Source organism: Pyxidicoccus xibeiensis (assembly GCF_024198175.1).
Taxonomy (GTDB): domain Bacteria; phylum Myxococcota; class Myxococcia; order Myxococcales; family Myxococcaceae; genus Myxococcus; species Myxococcus xibeiensis.
The window spans coordinates 1,419,129-1,438,425 of sequence record NZ_JAJVKV010000001.1; the positions used below are offsets into that span (position 1 = coordinate 1,419,129).

Genomic DNA, 19,297 nt, shown 5'->3' on the forward strand with positions numbered 1-19,297 from the left:
TGAACCCTGACATCGACTCGCCCTGGAAGGGCAGACGTCCGCGGTGGGCGGGCAGGACAGGGATGCGAGGGATTGGGCGGAAGCGCCCCTGCGAGGCCCGGCACGGCGTCTGCTCGCCAGCGGGCACTCGGGGCGTCCGCTGGACAACGGTGGGAGGTGGGGTGGCGTGCGCGAGCCGGCGCCCGGCAACAGCTTGGGCCCAGGTCGATGGTGGTGGTGGAGGGTCGAATGTTCCCGCTTCGTGTTGCCTGCGTCGGACTGGTGCTCCTGACGGCGTGTGCCTCATCCAACAAGTCCGCGTCCCCGGCACGGGAGGCGCGCGCCCGGACGGCAGCCGCGCCCGGAGGGGAGCTTCTCTCCTACGGCTTCGACCCGAGAGACCCGGTGCGGGTGGGCTGGGGGAACCAGGGCGTGCTGGCCTTCCTCGAGCTGCTGCGAGGTCCGCAGGGCCAGCGCATCGCCTGGCGGCGCGTGGGGCCCTGCTGCGAGGCAGACGCCTCTCCGTCACGCGCGCCCAGCCTGGAGGTCTTCGAGGTGACGTACGAGGGGCTCGCCACGCCGGTGCGCCTCTACCTCGACCCGCACCATGGGGACGCCATCTACGCGCCCCAGGGCTTCACCATCGAAGGCCTCACCTCGCGAGCGCCGCCGCCCGCCGAGGAACAGCCCGAGGTCATCGAGCTGTAGCCGCGAGGCTCACTCCAGCGACGGCGCGGTGTCTCCGGGCATCAGGACTCCGCGCGCCAGCGACACGGGCAGGCCGAGCTGGAGGAAGCGGTCGTGGAAGTCCTTCAGCACGAACTTCTCGCCGCGCGCCTCCAGGTGGCGGCGGTAGTCGTCACGCAGCTTGAGAATCTGCATGCGCCCCACCGCGTAGTACAGGTACGTGGGGTTGGAGGTGCCGCGCTCCACCTCGCGCAGGGCGGGGAAGGGCTCGAAGTACGCAATCTCCGCGTAGCGCTTCGCCACGGCCTCCAGGGGCTCGCCGTACACGTGTAGCGCGAGGGCGGCGTACCAGCGCGCGTGCCGCTGCAGGGCGCGGCGGAGCTGGCCCAGGCGGATGCGCGGGTCGCCGTTGCCGAGCCCCTCGTCCACCATCATCTGCTCGGTGTAGTGGGCCCAGCCCTCGACGAGGGACGCGGGGTTGAAGACCTTGCGCACGTCGGTGGGGATGCGCGACTCGTAGAGCAGCTGCACGAAGTGGCCGGGCATGGCCTCGTGGACGGTGATGCCGAGCAGGCCGGCGCGGTTGAAGTAGGTGAGGTGCTGGGCCTGCTGCTCCGGCGACCAGCCGGGCTCCACGTTGGTGATGTTGTAGAAGGCCTCGGTGGCCTTCGCCTCGAAGGGGCCGGGGGTGTCCATGGACGCGAAGCCGAGCCGCGCATAGGGCGGCGTCTCGCGCACCACGGGCAGCCTGTCGGAAGGGAGCGTGAGGATGTTCCGCTCTCGCACGAAGCGCTGCAGCTCCACGAGCTGGGCGCGGGCGGCGGGAATCAGCTCCTCGGCCGTGGGGTGGTCCTTCACGAGGGCGGCCATCACCTGCTCGGGCGTCAGCTTCGGGTCCACCTTCGCGGCCTCTTTGGCGACCCAGGCCTTGTACTCGCGGATGGCGCGCTCGTTGATGTCGCGGAGCTGGTCCGCGGTGAGCGTGACGTGCTCCTCCAGGGCCAGCTTCTTCTCGAAGCGCTCGCGGCCCAGGCGGAAGTCGCCGTCGGCCCTCGGCGTGAGGTCCTGCTCCAGCCACGTCACGTAGCCCTCCAGCTGCCGGGCGGCCTCCTCGCGGGCGGAGGTGAAGGCGTCACGCTCGGCGGCGTCGACCTGGGCGAAGCCCTGGGACTCCAGGGCCTTGGGCAGGTCCGCGCGGAGGTAGGCCACGGTGCCGCGCGCGTCGCGGGCGGCGTGCTGGGCCCACAGCTTCGGCACGGCCTTGAGGTTCGCCTTCGCGGCGGCGAGCACGGTGGGGATGCGCGCCATGCGGATGCGCAAGGAGCGCATCCGCTCGGCGACGGGGGCGAACTCGCGGGAGGACAGGCTGGACAGCCCGCCGGAGATGAGGCCCACGTAGAAGCCGGGGTCTCGCTCCCAGACGCGCTCCTCCTCCAGCTCGGCGAGCTCCGCGCGCATGGCGTTCTCCAGGACGCGGACATCGACGGCGGCGTCACCGGTGAGGGCCTCGCGGTCCACCTGCTCCAGCCGCGCGAGCCAGTCGCGCAGCGCGGAGGCCTTGCGAGTCAGGGCCTCGGCGGAGACGTCCGGGAGCAGGGTGTCGTGCTGGTGGAAGCCGAGCCGGGTGGCGCGGATGGGATTCACCGCCGCGTGCCAGTCGAGGTACTCGCGGGCGAGGCGGGTGTACGCGGCATCGGCCGCGGAGGACGAGGCCGTCGGCATGGCGGCGGAAGACTCCGGCCCGGGCCGCGAGCGCGAAGCGCAGGCGGAGACGCAGGCCAGCAGGACGAGGGCGGAACGGAAGCGCACGAAGACTCGGGGCAGGAGAGGGCCTCCAGTGTCGGCGCTCGGGCGCGGCTGGGAAAGCGCGAAGCCAGCCGCTGTCCGATTCAGTCACTCCCCGGAGTCCAACGAGGGGTCCCCGCCGGGACGGCGCTTCGCCTCGCGCCGTGGACCGGTGCCGCTGCCAGCACCCTTCACTTCCCTGGCGTCCCGCCCGTGCATGACCGAAATTCGGGGGCTATGAACCTCCGCTCACTGCTGTTCACCGTGCTGCTGTCAGCGTGTGCCTCGCGTGGCCCCGTGACGCTCCCGGAGCCGCCCGAGGCCGAGCAGGACGCCGAAGCCCCCGTGCTGGATGCCTCCCCCTCGGGCGACTACGGCACCGAGCATCCATTCGTGCTCCAGGGCGCGGCGGAAGACGGGCGCTGGCTCATCGGGTGCCAGGCGCGAGAGGACACCACGGGTGATGGGAGCATCGATGTCGGCTTCGGCCACCACGGCAGCCTCATCGGCGACGCGCTGCGCCCGTACCTCTTCCTGGAGCCTGGACCGGGCATCCCCATCGATGAAGTCCTCGCAGAGGACCCGACGGGGCGCTACCTCGCCCTGGTGCGAGACGGCACGCTCCGCCTCTTCGACACGAACACCCGTGAGGAGCAGGTGCTGGCCTCGGGCGTCCCCCTCGACACGGAGAGTCCCCAGCCTCCCGCGCGCGCGGCCTTCTCCGGAGACGGCACGCGGCTGCTCTTCCTCCGTCCGGAGGGCGCGAAGCGCGTAGCCGTCGTGCGCGAGCTGGCGGCGGGCACCGAGCGCGTGCTCGACGCGGGAGGAGGGCTCCTCGGCCAGGCGCTGCTGGATTCCTCGGGACAGTGGGCGGTGTTCGACGTGGTGGCGAAGGACACGGATGGGGACGGGAAGCTGACCTGGCCCCAGGAGCGCACGACGCTCGCCTCCGCGCTGTGCCGGGGCCCTGTCAGCTCCAGCTCACACTACGGCTGGCAGGGCGACATGCCCGTGCGCCGCTTCCGCCGGGTCGAAGGAGGTCTGCTCCGCGAGGGCGATGACATCCTCCAGCCTTTCGGCGGGGGCCTGCTGCGCCGCGCTCCGGACAGGGCCATCCTCTTCGAGCACGCGGACGGTCGGCGGGAGTCGTGGGTTCCCGCGGACTGCAACGGAGAGGTGCTCTACGCGGACGCGCAGCGCCAGCAGCTCCTGGTGGCGTGCGCGGTGCTGGAGCCCAGCTGGCCCCTGGAGCTGCACGGTGCCGGAGTCCATCAGTCACTCGGCTGGCGGGTGCCCGCCGAGAGGGAGCGCTCGAGGCCCTGGGGACGCAACGTGAGGCTGGTGGCGGTGAAGGCCTTCTCCAGCAACCAACCCAAGGATGTGCCCGTCGCCATCGACCTGGCGCGGCGCACCGTGCAGCCGCTGCCCGTGGCCTCCGCGGAGGTGGAGCTGGTGGCCGCCCACGGCCCTCGTGCCCTGCTGAAGGAGTCGTACCGGCCCGAGGGCGAGGACAGATGGCAGCGCCGGATATGGCTGTGGAACGCGGAGACGGGTGAGAAGGTCTCGGTGGGCGAGCCGGGCGACTACATCCAGGAGCGGGCTGGCGACAAGGTCCTCTACCTGGGCTGGCTGGTGGACCTTCGCAGGGGCCGTGTGCTGGGCGCCGTCGAGGGTGAGCCGCTGGCCATCGACTCCCGGGGCCGCGTCCTGCACGCGCGGCAGTTCCCGGAGCGCGGTATCCCCGGGGCTCGCGGAGGCATGGCGCCGCTCGGCCCGGTGCGGTGGGAGCCCGCGGTGAAGGCACCCGCTCCGGCGCCCGCGCCGGGGACTCCGTAGCGGGGGGCCGACACCGCGCTCCCGGCATCCAGGTCCGCGAAGGGCACCACATGGGAGAGGGCAGGGCACATCCACGCGCAACGACATCGAGTCGATGCCGCTTCACCTTCCGTTGACAGGCACAAGTCCGGACTCGACACTGCCTCGACGAGTGCATGCGCATCTCGCACGCCTTGCTGCCGGCGTTGCTGCTCGCTTCAGCGGGCGCTACCCGCACTCGGCCCCGGAAGCACCCGGTGACACGGTGGACGACGGTGACGCCCGGAGCGAAGGCACGATGGATGTTCGGAGACGCACCTGGCTGCCAGTGGCATCGCTGCTCCTCTCGCTCGGGTGCTCATCTCCCAGGCCTGTCGAAGGCGTCTGGCGGCCAGGGCCTGGAGAGGCGCCCGACCACATCCCGGGGCCGCTGAAGAACTTTGGGCCGTACACCGCCTACGCGGACGCGCTGAAGGCCGCCTGCCCGCTCATCCTCTCCAAGCCTCACGCAACGGTGAGCCACCTTCAGGACTCATCTCCCCAACTCGCTCGGCGCACCGCGACGGAGTACTGCGCCTGGCTGTATTACACGCCTGAGCACACGTACGAGATGAGCATGCTGGCGGACCGGTCGAGACCCGACGACCTCGTGACCGGCTTGAGAAGCTGCGTCCTCCCAGCGTTCGTGGACGACTCGCGGTATCCCCCCGGCAGCCTCAAGCACATCTTCGCTCTCCACAACCATCCATTCGGCACACGCCTCTCCGCGACCGACCTTCGTTTCATCGAGGCGATGGCCAACGTTCACGAGTGGGAGGTCATGACGAGGAACGGCAACGTCCGGCTCTCCATCATCGCGTTCTTCTCGAAGTCGAGGGACCCGCAGGCCCCCACCTGTGACGGCTTCTATCAGTACATTCCCGCCACCCGCGAAATGATGCTGTGGACGAGGTCGCAGGAGCAGTGGCGCCGGGATATGCATGGCGTCGTCACCTGGGTCAACGAGAGGACCTACCGGATTGAGAGCCCCTAGACGCGCTGCCCCAGCAATCCGTCCCGAGGTCACGTCATGGTGCTGAGAACGTCCGCGCTGACGCTCTTCCTGCTCCTCTCCGGTTGCGCGCGACGTCCGGAGCCGCTCGCGTCTCCGGTGGTGAACGACAAGTCCGTCACCTTCCCGCTGACCGCCGCACGCGACGCCGTCAAGGTGGCCGCTCCCGGGCAGGCCTACGAGCTGGATGGCGAGCTCCTGCGAGCCCTGACGATTGCGGCCAATGACCTCTTTCCCCCAGGGGCTTCCGCATCCGAGTGCAGGAACCTGCGGGAGGCACACACGTTCCGCGTCATCCGACAGGAAGGCATCATCTTCGTCTACATCGACGAAGACCTCGAGTACTGCGGTCACAGGTTCCCGGCCATGGACTCGGGTGCGAAGTACGCCATCAGCGGAGATGGCCGCATCCTCCGGCGTGTGGTGGATGGCATTGACGAGGATGACGGCGTCTGGCGCCTGAAGACACCGGATGGTGGAGGCGTGACTGTCATCGCCGAGCCCGGCGTCATTCCCGACCTGACATCCCTGGACGCACCGGACAGCGGAGTCCTCAAGGTCATCCCGGACGCATGGCCCCCCCCGGGGGAGCCGCTCAGCGGGTCGACAGATGGCGGAAGCCGGACCGGAATGACGGCTCCAGGAAACGCCCCAAGCGGACCTCCGCAAGAGGTTGATGCCGGAGCTGCCCCCTGAAAGCCCTGTCAGTGCTCTCAGGCCACGGACACCAGCCAGGAGAGCCACCGCCCCCCTTCCCTTCCCGCCCCACCGTGTACAAATCCGGACCGTCGGGTGGCAGGGGGCGCCATGAGGGCCGGCTGGCGCCCCCGTTTTTCCCGCTTCCGGGGCAGCCGTGCGTCCTCCGAAATGTACGCCGCCGTGCATTTCGCCGGGCCGGCGCCGTCCCACCCCGTGAGAATGACTCTGCTGTCCCGTGACAGGACCCTGCGTCTGGGACGTGCGAGAACCCCGGGGCTGAGCTAAGCGTCTGCTCGCTCCCCGGGCCCGCACCGAGCCAATGCGTGGCCTGCTCGCTGGAGGAGGTACCAGGCGATGTCCGACACCGTCGTGAAGAAGAAGCGCCGCTGGCCCTATGTGCTGGGAGGAATCTTCGCCCTCCTCGTCATCATCGTGGCCGTCGTCCTCTGGCGTCTCGACGCCATCCTGCTGAAGACGGCCAGGGACCAGGCTGCCACGTACTCGCAGAAGCTCGGCCGGCCCATCGAGATTGGCGACATCTCCACCAAGCTCTTCCCCACCATCGGCGCGGAAGTGGAGAACGTCACCGTCGGCCCCGCCGAGGGCGAGGAGCTGCCCCTCGCGCAGCTCGCCTCCATCGACGTGCGCGTCGCCGCCGGCCCGCTGCTGTCCTCGCGCGGCAAGGACATCCAGGTGAAGAACGCCGAGGTCTCCGGCCTCACCGTCAACGTGGTCCGCTTCCCCGACGGCACCACCAACGTGCAGCGCCTCATGAAGCGCCTGGAGGAGCAACAGCCCAAGGAGGAGGAGCAGCCCGAGGAGCAGCAGCAGCCCACCGACCTCTCCGGCGTCCACGTGGAGCGCGCCGCCCTCACCGACGGCACCATCCGCTTCGTGGACCGCTCGGGCGGACAGCAGGCCCGTGAGCTGGCGGTGAAGGACCTGGACATCGAGGTGAAGGACCTGCGCGTGGGCAAGCCCCTCGTCGTAGACCTCGCCGCCGCGGTGCTCGCCGACAAGCAGAACCTCAAGATTGCGCTGAACGCCGCGCCGCTGCCCGCCACGCTGGTGCCCACGCCGGAGCGCGTGACGCTCAAGGCCGAGCGCATCGACCTCGCCCCCCTGGGCCCTTTCCTCCCCCCTGACGTCGGACTGCAGGCCGGCACGGTGGACGCGGACTGGCAGGCGGACCTCGGCGGCGCGGTGCCCGGCGGCACCGGCCCCACGCGCGTGGCGGGTGTCATCAAGGCCCTCGGCCTGCGCTTCGCGGGCGCGGAGGGTGGCAAGGCGCTCGACGTGGTGCTGGACACCGACGTCACGGGCGACGTGGCCGTCGGGGACCTGGCGCTCGACAAGCTGAAGCTGGACGTGGGCCCGGCGAGCCTCACCGGCCAGGGCAAGGTGAAGGGCCTGCTCACGGAGAAGCCGTCCGTGGAGGGCTTCGAGCTGGTGGGCCGCAACCTCGACCCGGCCGCCATCGCCGAGTACTACCCGCCGCTGCGCAAGCAGCTCAAGGGCATGATTGCCGGCCCCATCGGACTGGCGATTCGCGGCAGCGGCTCGGCCGACGCGCAGGCCATCGACGTGGACGTGGACCTGACGCCGGTGCGGCTGCGCGTGCCGGACCAGCTCGCCAAGGACGCGGGCGCGCCCATGAAGCTCTCCTCGCGCATCACCGGCGCGGCGGCCAGCGGCGGCGCGCTGCGCTTCACCGCCGACGCCAACCTGGACGGCGTGGACCTGCGGCCCGGCCTGCTGGTGGCCAAGGGCCCCGGCCAGCGGATGCAGGTGAACGCCGCGGGCACGTATGCGCCCAGCAAGAGCGGCTCCGGCATGAAGGTGGAGATTCCCAAGCTCACCGCGAACCTGCTCGAGGACACGGTGACGGGCAGCGCCTCCTTCGCGCTGGCGGGAGCGGGCAAGAAGCAGACGACGACGTTCGCCATGGACCTCAAGAGCCAGAAGCTGGACGCGGACGCGCTGCTGATGAGCGAGGAGGAGGTCACGGCCCGCACGGGTGGCGCCCCGGTGCCTCCGCCGCCGGATGACCCGACGCGCTTCAACGGCTACCGCGGCGACATCCGCTTCGCGATTGCCGCCCTGCGCTACACGAAGATGGACCTGAGCAACGTCACCGGCGTGGTGAAGATGACGGACGACCTCATCACGGTGGAGAAGTTCTCCAGCGGCATCTACGGCGGCCGGGTGTCGGCGGACGGGACGACGGTGCGCCTGGGCCCGCTGCCGGAGAAGCGCCCCTTCGAGGCGAAGGTGAAGGTGGAGAACGTGGAGATGGCCCAGGCCATTGCCATGGCCACGCCGCAGAAGGTGATGACGGGCAAGTTCAATGGGAACGTGGACGTGAAGGGCGTCGGCTACACGCCGGACCAGCTCCAGCAGACGTTGCTGGGCGCCATCAACGGCAACATCCTGGGCGGCACGCTGCTGAGCACGGACCTGGTTGCCTCGGTGTCCGAGCCGCTCGCCAAGGCGCTGCCCTTCGCGGCCAAGAGCCTCAAGAGCGACAAGGTGACGTCGCTGGGTGAGAACCTGCCCTTCGGCGTGGAAATCAAGAACGGCGTGGCGCAGCTCGAGCGCCCCCTGTCCTGGACGCGGCCCGAGGCGGCGATGAGCTTCAGCGGTGGCATCCGGCTGGATGGCACGCTGGACTTGACGGGCGGGGTGACGCTGACGCCGGCCACCATCAAGACGCTGACGCTCGGCAAGGTGACGCCGCCGGAGCCCATTCCCGTGGGCATGAAGCTGACCGGCAAGGCGTGGAAGCCCGAGGTGACGGGCATCGACGTCAAGCCGGCCGCGACGACGATTGCCAAGCTGGCGGGCTCAGCGCTGGTGGGCAACCTGGTTGGCGGCGAGCGCGGCAAGCAGGTGCAGGCCGTCATCGAGGGCGGTGAGGAGAAGGCCCGCGCCGAGGCCGAGGCCAAGCGCAAGGAGCTGGAGGCCAAGGCCGCCGAGGAGAAGGCGCGCCTGGAGGCCGAGGCGAAGCGGCGCGCCGAGGAAGAGGCCAAGAAGAAGCTGCGCGGCATCTTCGGAAGGTAGCGCGCGGGCTTCCACCGGAGCCGGAGCGTGCCCGAAGGACGGGGCCGCTCCGGCGCGTGCCGGGAGCTTGCTGTTCGGAAATGTCGGGACATTTGGCGGCGCAAAACCCCCGACATTTCCGAACAGGGACCTTCGCGTCCGCTCCCGGGCGGCCGCAGTCCCCGGTGCCTACCGGGCTACCGAGCCTCGCCCAGCCAGCGGCGGACCTCTTCCAGGTAGTCGCGCGGCAGGGCGTGACCGCTGTCGAAGGTCTTTCGCGTCTTGTGCTTGGAGGGCGCGGCCTCGAACAGCTGCTTGTTGTTCTCCTCGGTGGAGAACGGGTCCTGGTTCGCGGTCAGCAGCAGCCAGCGCTGCTGAATCCCACTCATCCGCGTCACAGGGGCGGCGTCACCCAGCACGGGGTCGACGTACGGTGGCACCATCGTCACCAGATGCGTGACGCGGGGCTCGCGCGAGGCCATCAGGAGGGCGACCTGGGCGCCCATGCTGTAGCCGGCGACGAGCACCCTCGGCGGCTTCTTGTTCGTGGCGAGCACCTTCGCGAGGAGCGTCCGGGCATCGCGCACGGTGTCGACAATCATCGCCTGATAGGGAGCGGAGTCCCCGGCACGCGAGCGCTTCAGGATGGCGCCGGGCTTCTCGTCGGGAGTCAGCCGCGCGCCGTGCCGCCTCGCGTCCATGAGGTAGATGCGGTAGCCGGCGGTGCGCAGGTGCTCGGTCAGGGCGCCTCCGAAGGTGGGCTCCTTGTCGGCCAGCCAGTCCTCCTTGTTGCGCGTGAGGCCGTGCAGCAGGAGGGCCACGGGCGGGTTCGCCGCGCCGCCTTCCGGCTCCAGCACCAGCACGGGAATGGGCGTTCCATCCTCGGCCTGGACCTCCAGGGGAACGCCGGGGTTCGCGGCCTGGGCCACGGAGGTGGCCAGGAGCATCAGGCCCAGCAACAGCGAGCGGTTCATCATGGGACTCCTCCTTCACTGAGAGAGCCCTGGAGCCTGCTGGAGCGACAGTCAGCCGGGCGTCACCCCCGGGTTGACCTTCGTTTGACGTGACTGCGGGTAGCATCCGAGCCACTCCCATGCGCGTGCTCGTCGTCGAGGACCACCGTGACCTCCAGGCCAACATCGCCCGGTTCCTGGAGCCGGACTTCCAGCTCGACTTCGCGAGCACCGGCCCCGAGGGCCTCGCGCTCGCGCTGGCCCATCCGTACGACGTCATCGTGCTGGACGTGATGCTGCCCGGCATGAGCGGCCTCCAGGTCTGTGAGCGCTACCGGCAGCTCGCGCCCCGGCTGGTTCCCATCCTGATGCTGACCGCCAGGGACACGCTCGAGGACAAGCAGGAGGGCTTCGGGGCGGGCGCGGACGACTACCTCGTCAAGCCCTTCTCCCTGCGCGAGCTGCGCTGGCGCCTGGAGGCCCTGGCACGCCGGCCGGTGCCTCCGAGCGGAAGGAAGCTGACGCTGGGCGGGCTCACCCTGGAGCCGGAGAGCGGGCAGACGCACTGGGGCGGGCGCAGCGTCCGCCTCAACCGCACCGAGGCCTTCATCCTGCGACTGCTGATGGAGGCCGCCCCCGAGGCCGTCTCCGCGGCGACGCTTGCGCAGCGGCTCTGGGGTGACGATGCGCCCGAGTCCAGCGCGCTGCGCACGCACGTCTATGCCCTGCGCAAGGCGCTCGCCGGGCTGGGACTCGAAGAAGCCATCACCACCCGGCGCAACGAGGGGTACAGCCTGGATGCGCGCTAGGACCAGGTCGGTGCGCTCCATCGTCCGGCGCTCCATGGGGCTGTCCGCCGCGTTCGCGCTGGTGCTGATGGGCGGGTTCTTCACGCTCTTCAGCTACGACCTCGAGGACGTCATCTTCAACCGGATGGTCGCCGCGGAGGCAGACCGGCCCGGGCCGGGACACGCCCCCGGAATCACCGTGTATGACGGGCACTCGGCGCTGCCGCCCTGGCTGGGAGCGCGGCTCGCCCCGGACGAGCGCCCGGGCGCACGCGAGGTGTCCACCGAGGGCCACGGGCACTTCCACGTCGCGGTCCGCCCTGGCGTCGGCGGAGAGCGGCGGTACGTCGTGTTCGACGTGACGCTCCTGACGAGCACCACGAGCCACCTGAAGCGGACCGCCGGCCTGCTGCTCACCAGTGCCCTGCTGGCGCTGCTGGCCGCCACGGTGCTCGCGCAGCTCGTGGCCCGCAGGCTCGGCCGGCCGCTGGAGCGGCTGGTGGAGTGGATACGGGTGGAGGGCGCACCGGCCCCCGAGGGTGACGGCGGAGTGGCGGAGGTCCGCGCGCTGCAGGACGCGCTGCACGCCCGCAACGCGCGCATCCAGGAGCTGCTGGAGCGTGAGCGGCAATTCAACCGCGACGCCAGCCACGAGCTGCGCACGCCGCTGGCCGTGGCGCGGGGCGCGGTGGAAATCCTGGAGCTCGACCCGCCACGGGACACGGAGACGTTCGACCGGCTGCGCCGGGCCGTGAGCGAGATGGTCCTGCTGACGGAGGGCCTGCTCTGGCTGGCGCGGGAGCACCGCACCGAGGAGCGCTGTGAGCTGCACCGCGTCTCGCGAGAGCTGCTCGCCCTGTACGGGCACCTGCGCCGCAGTGCCGACCTCGAGCTCGCCATCGAGGCCGGCAGCGAGGTGCACGCCCCCATTCCCGCCTCCGTCGCCCGGGTGATGCTGGGCAACCTCCTCAAGAACGCGCTCGCCTATACGGACGCGGGGCGCATCGTCATCTCCATCGAGCCCACGGCCTGGAGCATCTCCGACACCGGCGTCGGCTTCGGTCGCGCCGAGCCCGGGAGCGAGAGCCTGGGCATCGGCCTGTCGCTGGTGGAGCGGCTGGCCCGGCGCTTCGCGTGGGCGCTGTCCATCGAAGTACTGGAGCCCCGTGGCACCCGCGTGCGACTGAGCTGGACCGTGAAACAACCTGAAACGCGCTGAAACACGCGAGAAACATACAGTCCACCAGCGCCTCCGCGCCTGCACCCGGGGACGGGTGTGGCACGCGCCCTGCTATGGCTTTCTCACGGACTCACGTTTCCCGAGGGAGCGCCTGATGCACACGAGCGAGGAGTGCCGCCGGGAAGCCCCGGTGACTTCGGCCCGGCCCGGCCATGAGCGCTACCGCGTCCTCATCATCGGCGGAGGGACGGCGGGAATCTCCGTGGCCGCCCGGCTGGCGCGTGCGGGGCAGAAGGACGTCGCCGTGCTGGAGCCCTCGCGGCACCACTACTACCAGCCGCTGTGGACGCTGGTCGGCGCCGGCGAGGCCCGCGTCGAGGACACCGTGCGCGACGAAGCCCGCCTCATCCCGCGCGGCGTGAGGTGGCTCCAGGATGCCGCCGAGGAGGTGGACCCCGCGCGGAGCGAGGTGCGCACGCGAGGCGGCCTGCGCGTCGGCTACGACTTCCTCGTCGTCGCACCGGGCATCCAGCTCGACTGGGACGAGGTGGCGGGACTGCGCGACGCACTGGAGACGGAGCACGTCAGCAGCAACTACGACGTGCGGCTCGCGCCGAAGACGTGGCAGCTGCTCCAGCGGTTCCAGGGCGGCACGGCCCTCTTCACCCACCCGGCGACTCCGGTGAAGTGCGCCGGTGCGCCGCAGAAAATCATGTACCTCGCCGCGGACCACTTCCGCCGCACCGGCGTCGCCGAGCGCTCGAAGGTCATCTTCGGCTCGGGCGCGAAGGCCCTCTTCGGCGTGAAGCCCTTCGCCGCCGTGCTGGAGGGCGTGGTGAAGCGCTACGGCATCGACGCGCGCTTCGAGCATGACCTCGTCGCCGTGGATGGAGGGAAGCGCGAGGCCACCTTCCAGGTTCCTCGCGACGGAAAGCAGGAGCGCGTCACCGTCCCGTACGATTTGCTCCACGTCACCCCGCCGCAGAGCGCGCCGGACTTCATCAAGCGCAGTGCGCTCGCCTGGCGTGAGGGCGCATGCGCCGGCTGGGTGAAGGCGGACAAGCACACGCTCCAGCACCCGGACTTCCCCAACGTCTTCGCCCTGGGTGACGCGTCGGACCTGCCCACCAGCCGCACCGGGGCCGCCGTGCGAAAGCAGGCGCCGGTGCTGGTGGACAACCTCCTGTCCGTCATGGCCGGCCGGGCGCCCTCCGCCCGCTACGACGGCTACGCGTCCTGCCCGCTCACCACGGGGTACGGGAAGCTGCTGCTCGCCGAGTTCGACTACGACGGCAAGCCCGCGCCCAGCTTCCCGCTCATCGACACGCTCCAGGAGCGGCGCGACATGTGGCTGATGAAGAAGTACGGCCTGCCCCACCTCTACTGGTCGCTGATGATGCGCGGCCGGGCCTGAGAGGCCGTGCCACGCACCGCGAGGCCGGGCTATGCAGGTGTCCCGCCCCGGCCCCGCCGATGCCCCACTCCCGCCCTGCCGCCCCGTCCCGACTCGTGCTGCCCGCCCTGGATGCCCTCGCGGGCCCCGTGCTCCTCGTCGACGGCGCGGGGCAGGTGGCCACCCTCACCCCCGCGCTGGAGGCGAAGCTCGGCGGCACCCTGCGCGCGGGCACACCCCTGGCGGAGGTGCTCGTGCCCCACGGCGGCGCCGAGCGCCTCGACGCCCTGCTGACCGGGGACCGCGAGTCGCCCGCCCGGCTGCACGTGGGAGGGCGGGGGCACGCGGTGCGGGTGCGCGCGGTGGCGCTGACGGAGGGAGGGCGCGTGCTCGGCCATGCCCTCCTCGTGAGCGTGGACTCCGCGCGCGACGCGGCCGGACAGGCCGAGCTGTTCCACGGCGTGTGGACACAGGATGCCGAGCTCAAGCGCATCTTCCGCATCGTCGAGAAGGTGGCCCGCACCGAGTCGAGCGTCCTGGTGCGCGGCGAGTCCGGCACCGGCAAGGAGCTCATCGCCCGCGCGCTGCACACGCTGTCGCCTCGCAGCAAGGGCCCCTTCCGGGCCATCAACTGCGCGGCGCTGCCGCCCAACCTGCTGGAGAGCGAGCTGTTCGGCCACGTGCGTGGCGCCTTCACCGGCGCGGTGCGCGACAGCCCGGGGCACTTCCGGCTGGCGGACCGGGGCTCGCTCTTCCTGGACGAGGTGGCGGAGATGCCGCTGGACCTCCAGGCGAAGATGCTGCGCGTGCTGGAGACGCGCACCGTCATCCCCGTGGGAGGCCGCGAGCCCGTGCCAGTGGACGTGCGCATCATCGCCGCCACGCACCGCGCCCTGCGCCGGGAGGTGGAGGCCGGCCGCTTCCGCGCGGACCTGATGTACCGCCTGCGCGTGGTGCCCCTCTTCCTGCCCACGCTGCGCGAGCGGCCGGGAGACATCCTCCCGCTGGCGAGGCGCTTCCTGGACGAGCTGCACCAGCGGGGCTCGCGCCGCGTGGAGCGCTTCTCCCCCGGAGCCCGCCGCCTGCTGGAGGGCCACCCGTGGCCGGGCAACGTGCGCGAGCTGCGCAACGTCATGGAGTACGCCTACGTCATCGGCGAGGGCCCGGTGGTGCGAGAGGCGGACCTGCCGCCCGAGTTCTCCGAGCAGAAGCGCGGCGGTGGCAGCCCGGACGTGCCTGGCGGTCCGGACGCCTCGCTGGACCCGGAGCGGGTGCGCGCGGCGCTCGCCCGGACGGGAGGCAATCGCTCCGAGGCCGCGCGCCTGCTCGGCATCAGCCGCGTGACGCTGTGGCGCCGGCTGCGTGAGCTGGACCCGAACGGCGCTCGGTGAGCCAGGGCGGGAGGGGTGGAGCCGCGCCGCCATTCCGGGCCGGGCACGCGGGCGTGCGGGTTCGCGGGCTCGCAACACAGCGAGCATGTTCCCGCGGCCACGGCCCCTGTGGAGCCTCCGCCACAGGTGTCTCCGCCGCAGGGCAACTCCGGCCACACCGGTTGCCGCGGAACGGCCTCACTGTTTCACCCCGGCGTTTCACCTGTTGCGCGTCGTGACATGCCCCGGCACGGAGGCAACCCGCCGGAGCAGCCCTTCCGTCCTCGTGGCCCGGCGTCCGCGGCCGGCCGCCCCTCCCTCTGGGCGGAGCGGGTGTGCGGCCCAGGATGGAAGGGGGCCCTCGCGACCGAAACCGGCGCCTGCCTCGACGACTGGCACGGCGATGGCAGTGCGTGAGCACGCAACGCCCTTCGCATGAGGTGGACCATGCTGTTCCGACAGCTCTTCGACGCCGAGACCTCGACCTATACGTATCTCCTCGCGGACGAGGCCACACGTGAGGCGGCGCTCATCGACCCGGTGCTGGAGCAGGTGGAGCGCGACCTGCGGCTCGTGGAGGAGCTGGGCCTGAAGCTGACGCGGGTGCTGGAGACGCACGTCCACGCCGACCACGTCACCGGCGCGGGCGTGCTGCGCGAGCGGACGGGCGCCACGGTGGTGGCTTCCGCGCGGGGCGCGCCATGCGTGAGCCGGAAGGTGGGCCATGGCGACGTCGTGCGCCTGGGCGGCCTGGAGCTCCACGTATTGGAGACGCCGGGCCACACCGACGACAGCCTCAGCTACCTGTGCGAGGGCCGGCTCTTCACCGGTGACGCGCTGCTCATCCGAGGCACCGGCCGCACCGACTTCCAGAACGGAGACGCGGGCCAGCTCCACGACTCCATCACCCGCCACCTCTTCACGCTGCCGGAAGAGACCGCGGTGTACCCGGGCCACGACTACGCCGGACACGCCATGTCCACCATCGGCGAGGAGAAGCGCCACAACCCGCGCCTGGCCAGGAGGACGCGGGAGTCCTTCATCGCCTTCATGAAGGGCCGCCAGCTCCCGCCGCCGAAGAAGCTGGACGTGGCGGTGCCCGCCAACCGGGCCTGCGGCCTCGGCAAGCCCCTGCTCCAGACCTGACCCCACGCTTCACGAACCCGGGCTGCCCGACCCCATCCAGAGGGGGCGGCAACACACGAGGGCCTTGAATCCCGAGCGCCCCGCCCCGGTCCCACCCAGGGGGGCCCGTGAAGCCCCATCGCCAGCATGCCCGCCCTCCGACTGGAGGACGCGGGACGAGAGAAGAATCACCATGAGCAGCCTCTTCGACGTCTCCACCCCACACGCCAGCGGCTACCGCGAGGTGGACGTGCGTCAGCTGGCGGCGCTCCCCCTGGCGCCCCTCTCCCTGGTGGACGTGCGCGAGCCCGCCGAGTTCGACGGCCTCCTCGGCCACCTCGAGGGCGCGCAGCTGGTACCGCTGGCCGTCGTGCGGAACGTGGCCACGGGCTGGCCGCGAGACGCGGACGTGCTCCTGGTGTGCCGCTCCGGGGCGCGCTCGGCGAAGGCGGCCGTGCAGCTGGCGGAGCTGGGCTTCACGCGGGTGATGAACCTGTGCGGCGGGATGCTCGCGTGGAACACCGCGGGGCTGCCCGTGGTGCGTCCGCCCCTGCTCGCCGTGCCCACCCTGGGCCAGGTCCTCGACAACCTGCTCGCGAGCCTCCATCGCGCCGTCGCGGCGGAGCCCGCATCCTCAGCGCCCTCACGCGAGGCGCTGACGGCCCTGCTGGACGCGCTGCAGGCCGCGCCGCCTCCGGCGGTCCGGGACCTCTCGGGCTTCGAGCGCCTGCTGCGGGACTGCCGGGATTTGCTCTCCATCGCGCGGACGGAGGCCCGATGACCACGCTCTACATGGGCCTCGCCGCCTCGCTGCTGGTGGGCGTGCTGCTGGGGATGCTCGGGGGTGGCGGCTCCATCCTCACCGTGCCGCTGCTGGTGTACGTGATGGGTGTGGAGCCACGGACGGCCATCGCCATGTCCCTGGTGGTGGTGGGCGTCACCAGCGCCAGCGGCGCCGTCGTCCACGCGCGGGCGGGGCGGGTGCGCTGGCGCACCGCGCTCATCTTCGGTGGCGGTGGCATGGCCGGCGCGTTTCTCGGCGGGCGGCTCAACCCGCTCATTCCGTCCACCGTCCTGCTGCTGCTCTTCGCGGGCGTCATGTCGGCCGCCGCCGTGGCCATGCTCCGGCGCAAGGAGGCGCCCCCTGCTTCCGCGACCGCACCCGCTCCCGAGGCGCTCCCGGTGGCCCGGGTGCTGGTGCAGGGCCTGGTGGTGGGGCTGCTGTCGGGGCTCGTGGGAGCGGGGGGCGGCTTCCTCATCGTCCCCGCGCTGGCGCTGGTGGGCCTGCCCACGCCGGTGGCCTCCGCCACGTCGCTGGTGGTCATCGCGCTCCAGTGTGCCGCGGGCTTCCTGGGCCACCTGGGCCACGTCCAGCTGCCCTGGGAGCTCACGGGCGCGGTGCTGGTGGTGGCGATGACGGGCAGCCTCGTGGGCGGGCGGCTCGCGGAGCACGTGTCACCGGCCACGCTGCGCCGGAGCTTCGCCGTGTTCGTGCTCGCCACCGCGGCCGTCCTGCTGGTGGCGCAGGCACCGGCGCCGCTGCACGCCATGCTGGAACAGGCGGGAGCCTGGCCATGGGCGGTGGCGATGACGGGTGTGGGCCTGCCGCTGACGCTCTGGCGCCTGCGCGGGGCCCGGCACCGCTAGCCACGGCCTGTCGACACGTGACGAGCCACTGGCTTTTCTCACGTCCCCTGGAATCCCATCCACGCGGCAACAACCACCGCCTCCGTCGTTGACCCGTGTCTCCGCCGCGCCGAGAGTCCCGGCATGACGCTGAGAGCCATCGCCGAAGTGGGCGCCGAGCTGGGCCTGTCGCCCGAGCACGTGCTGCCCTGGGGAACCCACCGCGCCAAGGTGTCGCTGGACGCGCTGAAGTCGCACGGCGGGAAGCAGGGCCGCCTGGTGCTGGTGTCCGCCATCAACCCCACGCCTCCGGGTGAGGGGAAGACGACCATGTCCGTGGCCCTGGCCATGGGCCTGCGCAAGCGCGGGCGCCGCGCGGTGGCCGCCCTGCGTGAGCCGTCGCTGGGCCCCGTCTTCGGCGTGAAGGGCGGAGGCACCGGCGGCGGGCAGGCCAGCCTGGAGCCCGCGGCCGACATCAACCTGCACTTCACCGGCGACCTGCACGCGATTACCAGCGCCAACAACCTGCTCGCCGCGCTGGTGGACAACGCCGTGTACTACGGCCAGCCGGTGGCCATCGACTCCACGCGCGTGCGCTGGCGGCGCGCCATGGACATGAACGACCGGTTCCTGCGCAACGTCATCGTCGGCCTCGGCGGCAAGGCGCACGGCGTGCCGCGCGAGGGCGCCTTCGACATCACCGCCGCCAGCGAGGTGATGGCCATCCTCGCCCTGGCCGACGGGCTCAAGGATTTGGAGGCGCGGCTGGGGCGCATCGTCGTGGGCCACTCGCCGGACGGGAAGCCCGTGCGCGCCCGGGACGTGGACGCGGCGGCGGCCATGGTGGCGCTGCTCAAGGACGCGCTGATGCCCAACCTCGTGCAGACGCGCGAGGGCGGCCCGGCCATCGTCCACGCGGGGCCCTTCGGCAACATCGCGCACGGGTGCAGCTCGGTGCTCGGCACGCGGCTGGGGCTGGCCCACGCGGACGAGGTGGTGACGGAGGCCGGCTTCGGCTTCGACCTGGGCGCGGAGAAGTTCCTCGACATCAAGTGCCGCAACGCGGGCGTGTGGCCCCGGGGCGTGGTGCTGGTGGTGACGCTGCGCGCGCTGAAGCACCATGGCGGCGCGGCGGCCGCGAAGGTGGCCGAGCCGGACCGCGACGCGCTCGTGCGTGGCTTCGAGCACCTGGAGAAGCACCTGGAGACGGTGGCCGCGTTCGGCCTGCCCGCCGTCATGTGCGTCAACCGCTTCCCGCAGGACACGGAGGCGGAGCTGGAGGAGCTGCGCGCCTTCGGCCGGGCCCGGGGTGTGGAGCTGGCCGTGTGCGAGGGCTTCGCGCGAGGTGGAGACGGCTCGCTGGAGCTGGCCGACCGCGTGCTGGAGATGCTGAATCGCACGGACGCCGCGCCGCCCCGCCCGCGCTTCCTCTACGAGCTGTCCCAGCCGCCCGAGGAGAAGGTCCGCGCGATTGCCCGCACCGTGTACGGCGCGGACGACGTGGTCTTCACGGCGGGGGCCATGAAGGACCTGCAGACGGTGCGCGAGCTGGGCGGCGCGGAGCTGCCGGTGTGCATGGCGAAGACGCACCTGTCGCTGTCCGACGACCCGACGAAGGTGGGACGGCCTCGCGGCTTCACGCTCACCGTGCGCGAGGTGCGGCTGTCCGCCGGCGCGGGCTTCATGGTGGCGCTCACCGGCGACATCCTCACCATGCCCGGCCTGCCCCGCGAGCCCGCGGCCCGTCGCATCACCGTCCACGACGACGGCCGCATCACCGGGCTGATGCAGGGCGAGTGACGCGACA

The 19,297-nt window shown here is 71.5% G+C and carries 15 protein-coding genes; 13 read left to right on the top strand and 2 right to left on the bottom strand.

Translation table 11 applies throughout. From position 1 onward, the window contains the following. The first annotated feature begins 228 nt into the window (after window positions 1–228). Complete coding sequence (locus LXT23_RS05800; RefSeq protein WP_253979058.1) at window positions 229–687, top strand: fibril protein; 459 nt, start codon at window positions 229–231, stop codon at window positions 685–687. Between the two features lie 9 nt (window positions 688–696). Here LXT23_RS05800 and LXT23_RS05805 read toward each other — a convergent pair whose 3' ends face one another. Then, window positions 697–2,388 carry a DUF885 domain-containing protein gene (locus LXT23_RS05805; RefSeq protein WP_253979059.1) on the bottom strand — a complete coding sequence of 564 codons (1,692 nt, stop codon included), beginning with the start codon at window positions 2,386–2,388 and terminating at the stop codon, window positions 697–699. A gap of 300 nt (window positions 2,389–2,688) precedes the next feature. On the opposite strand from LXT23_RS05805, the gene LXT23_RS05810 reads away from it, so the two are divergent. The 4 genes from LXT23_RS05810 (at window position 2,689) to LXT23_RS05825 (ending at window position 9,076) form a co-directional block, all read left to right on the top strand. Further along, window positions 2,689–4,287 (top strand): hypothetical protein, encoded by a 1,599-nt coding sequence (locus LXT23_RS05810; RefSeq protein WP_253979060.1) that lies wholly within the window; start codon window positions 2,689–2,691, stop codon window positions 4,285–4,287. A 244-nt stretch (window positions 4,288–4,531) separates the two neighbouring features. Beyond that, complete coding sequence (locus LXT23_RS05815; RefSeq protein WP_253979061.1) at window positions 4,532–5,299, top strand: hypothetical protein; 768 nt, start codon at window positions 4,532–4,534, stop codon at window positions 5,297–5,299. 36 nt (window positions 5,300–5,335) lie between these two features. Beyond that, the gene (locus LXT23_RS05820) at window positions 5,336–6,013 is read left to right on the top strand and encodes a hypothetical protein (RefSeq protein WP_253979062.1); all 678 of its coding nucleotides are present in this window, start codon (window positions 5,336–5,338) and stop codon (window positions 6,011–6,013) included. Between the two features lie 357 nt (window positions 6,014–6,370). Next, complete coding sequence (locus LXT23_RS05825; protein WP_253979063.1) at window positions 6,371–9,076, top strand: DUF748 domain-containing protein; 2,706 nt, start codon at window positions 6,371–6,373, stop codon at window positions 9,074–9,076. Window positions 9,077–9,252: 176 nt separating this feature from the next. Here the strand turns inward: LXT23_RS05825 and LXT23_RS05830 are convergent, their stop codons facing one another. Next, window positions 9,253–10,032, bottom strand: a complete 780-nt coding sequence (locus LXT23_RS05830; RefSeq protein ID WP_253979064.1) for an alpha/beta hydrolase — start codon at window positions 10,030–10,032, stop codon at window positions 9,253–9,255. A gap of 116 nt (window positions 10,033–10,148) precedes the next feature. Here LXT23_RS05830 and LXT23_RS05835 point away from each other — a divergent pair, with 116 nt between their 5' ends. The 8 genes from LXT23_RS05835 (at window position 10,149) to LXT23_RS05870 (ending at window position 19,290) form a co-directional block, all read left to right on the top strand. Then, the gene (locus tag LXT23_RS05835) at window positions 10,149–10,817 is read left to right on the top strand and encodes a response regulator transcription factor (protein WP_253979065.1); all 669 of its coding nucleotides are present in this window, start codon (window positions 10,149–10,151) and stop codon (window positions 10,815–10,817) included. Continuing rightward, a complete protein-coding gene (locus LXT23_RS05840; protein WP_253979066.1) occupies window positions 10,807–12,015 on the top strand; it encodes a sensor histidine kinase in 1,209 nt (402 codons plus the stop codon). The genes LXT23_RS05835 and LXT23_RS05840 overlap by 11 nt, the downstream gene beginning before the upstream one ends. 115 nt (window positions 12,016–12,130) lie before the next feature. Beyond that, entirely contained in the window at window positions 12,131–13,390 is a 1,260-nt protein-coding gene (locus tag LXT23_RS05845; RefSeq protein ID WP_253979067.1) for an NAD(P)/FAD-dependent oxidoreductase, read from the top strand. Window positions 13,391–13,449: 59 nt separating this feature from the next. Further along, the gene (locus tag LXT23_RS05850) at window positions 13,450–14,760 is read left to right on the top strand and encodes a sigma-54 interaction domain-containing protein (protein WP_253979068.1); all 1,311 of its coding nucleotides are present in this window, start codon (window positions 13,450–13,452) and stop codon (window positions 14,758–14,760) included. A gap of 426 nt (window positions 14,761–15,186) precedes the next feature. Beyond that, window positions 15,187–15,885, top strand: a complete 699-nt coding sequence (locus LXT23_RS05855) for an MBL fold metallo-hydrolase (RefSeq protein ID WP_253979069.1) — start codon at window positions 15,187–15,189, stop codon at window positions 15,883–15,885. Window positions 15,886–16,057: 172 nt separating this feature from the next. Then, window positions 16,058–16,645: a rhodanese-like domain-containing protein gene (locus LXT23_RS05860; RefSeq protein ID WP_253979070.1), complete on the top strand. Its 588-nt coding sequence runs from the start codon at window positions 16,058–16,060 to the stop codon at window positions 16,643–16,645. Further along, window positions 16,642–17,511 carry a sulfite exporter TauE/SafE family protein gene (locus LXT23_RS05865; RefSeq protein ID WP_253979071.1) on the top strand — a complete coding sequence of 290 codons (870 nt, stop codon included), beginning with the start codon at window positions 16,642–16,644 and terminating at the stop codon, window positions 17,509–17,511. The genes LXT23_RS05860 and LXT23_RS05865 overlap by 4 nt, the downstream gene beginning before the upstream one ends. Window positions 17,512–17,634: 123 nt before the next feature. Next, a complete protein-coding gene (locus tag LXT23_RS05870; RefSeq protein WP_253979072.1) occupies window positions 17,635–19,290 on the top strand; it encodes a formate--tetrahydrofolate ligase in 1,656 nt (551 codons plus the stop codon). The last annotated feature ends 7 nt before the right edge of the window (window positions 19,291–19,297 follow it).

What these genes read in the sequence shown, in the direction of transcription:
- LXT23_RS05830 (WP_253979064.1), bottom strand. Translation starts at nt 10,032, where the DNA reads ATGATGAACCGCTCGCTGTTGCTGGGCCTGATGCTCCTGGCCACCTCC.
- LXT23_RS05810 (WP_253979060.1), top strand. Translation starts at nt 2,689, where the DNA reads ATGAACCTCCGCTCACTGCTGTTCACCGTGCTGCTGTCAGCGTGTGCC.
- LXT23_RS05820 (WP_253979062.1), top strand. Translation starts at nt 5,336, where the DNA reads ATGGTGCTGAGAACGTCCGCGCTGACGCTCTTCCTGCTCCTCTCCGGT.
- LXT23_RS05835 (WP_253979065.1), top strand. Translation starts at nt 10,149, where the DNA reads ATGCGCGTGCTCGTCGTCGAGGACCACCGTGACCTCCAGGCCAACATC.
- LXT23_RS05850 (WP_253979068.1), top strand. Translation starts at nt 13,450, where the DNA reads ATGCCCCACTCCCGCCCTGCCGCCCCGTCCCGACTCGTGCTGCCCGCC.
- LXT23_RS05825 (WP_253979063.1), top strand. Translation starts at nt 6,371, where the DNA reads ATGTCCGACACCGTCGTGAAGAAGAAGCGCCGCTGGCCCTATGTGCTG.
- LXT23_RS05860 (WP_253979070.1), top strand. Translation starts at nt 16,058, where the DNA reads ATGAGCAGCCTCTTCGACGTCTCCACCCCACACGCCAGCGGCTACCGC.
- LXT23_RS05840 (WP_253979066.1), top strand. Translation starts at nt 10,807, where the DNA reads ATGCGCGCTAGGACCAGGTCGGTGCGCTCCATCGTCCGGCGCTCCATG.
- LXT23_RS05800 (WP_253979058.1), top strand. Translation starts at nt 229, where the DNA reads ATGTTCCCGCTTCGTGTTGCCTGCGTCGGACTGGTGCTCCTGACGGCG.
- LXT23_RS05870 (WP_253979072.1), top strand. Translation starts at nt 17,635, where the DNA reads ATGACGCTGAGAGCCATCGCCGAAGTGGGCGCCGAGCTGGGCCTGTCG.
- LXT23_RS05865 (WP_253979071.1), top strand. Translation starts at nt 16,642, where the DNA reads ATGACCACGCTCTACATGGGCCTCGCCGCCTCGCTGCTGGTGGGCGTG.
- LXT23_RS05855 (WP_253979069.1), top strand. Translation starts at nt 15,187, where the DNA reads ATGCTGTTCCGACAGCTCTTCGACGCCGAGACCTCGACCTATACGTAT.
- LXT23_RS05805 (WP_253979059.1), bottom strand. Translation starts at nt 2,388, where the DNA reads ATGCCGACGGCCTCGTCCTCCGCGGCCGATGCCGCGTACACCCGCCTC.
- LXT23_RS05845 (WP_253979067.1), top strand. Translation starts at nt 12,131, where the DNA reads ATGCACACGAGCGAGGAGTGCCGCCGGGAAGCCCCGGTGACTTCGGCC.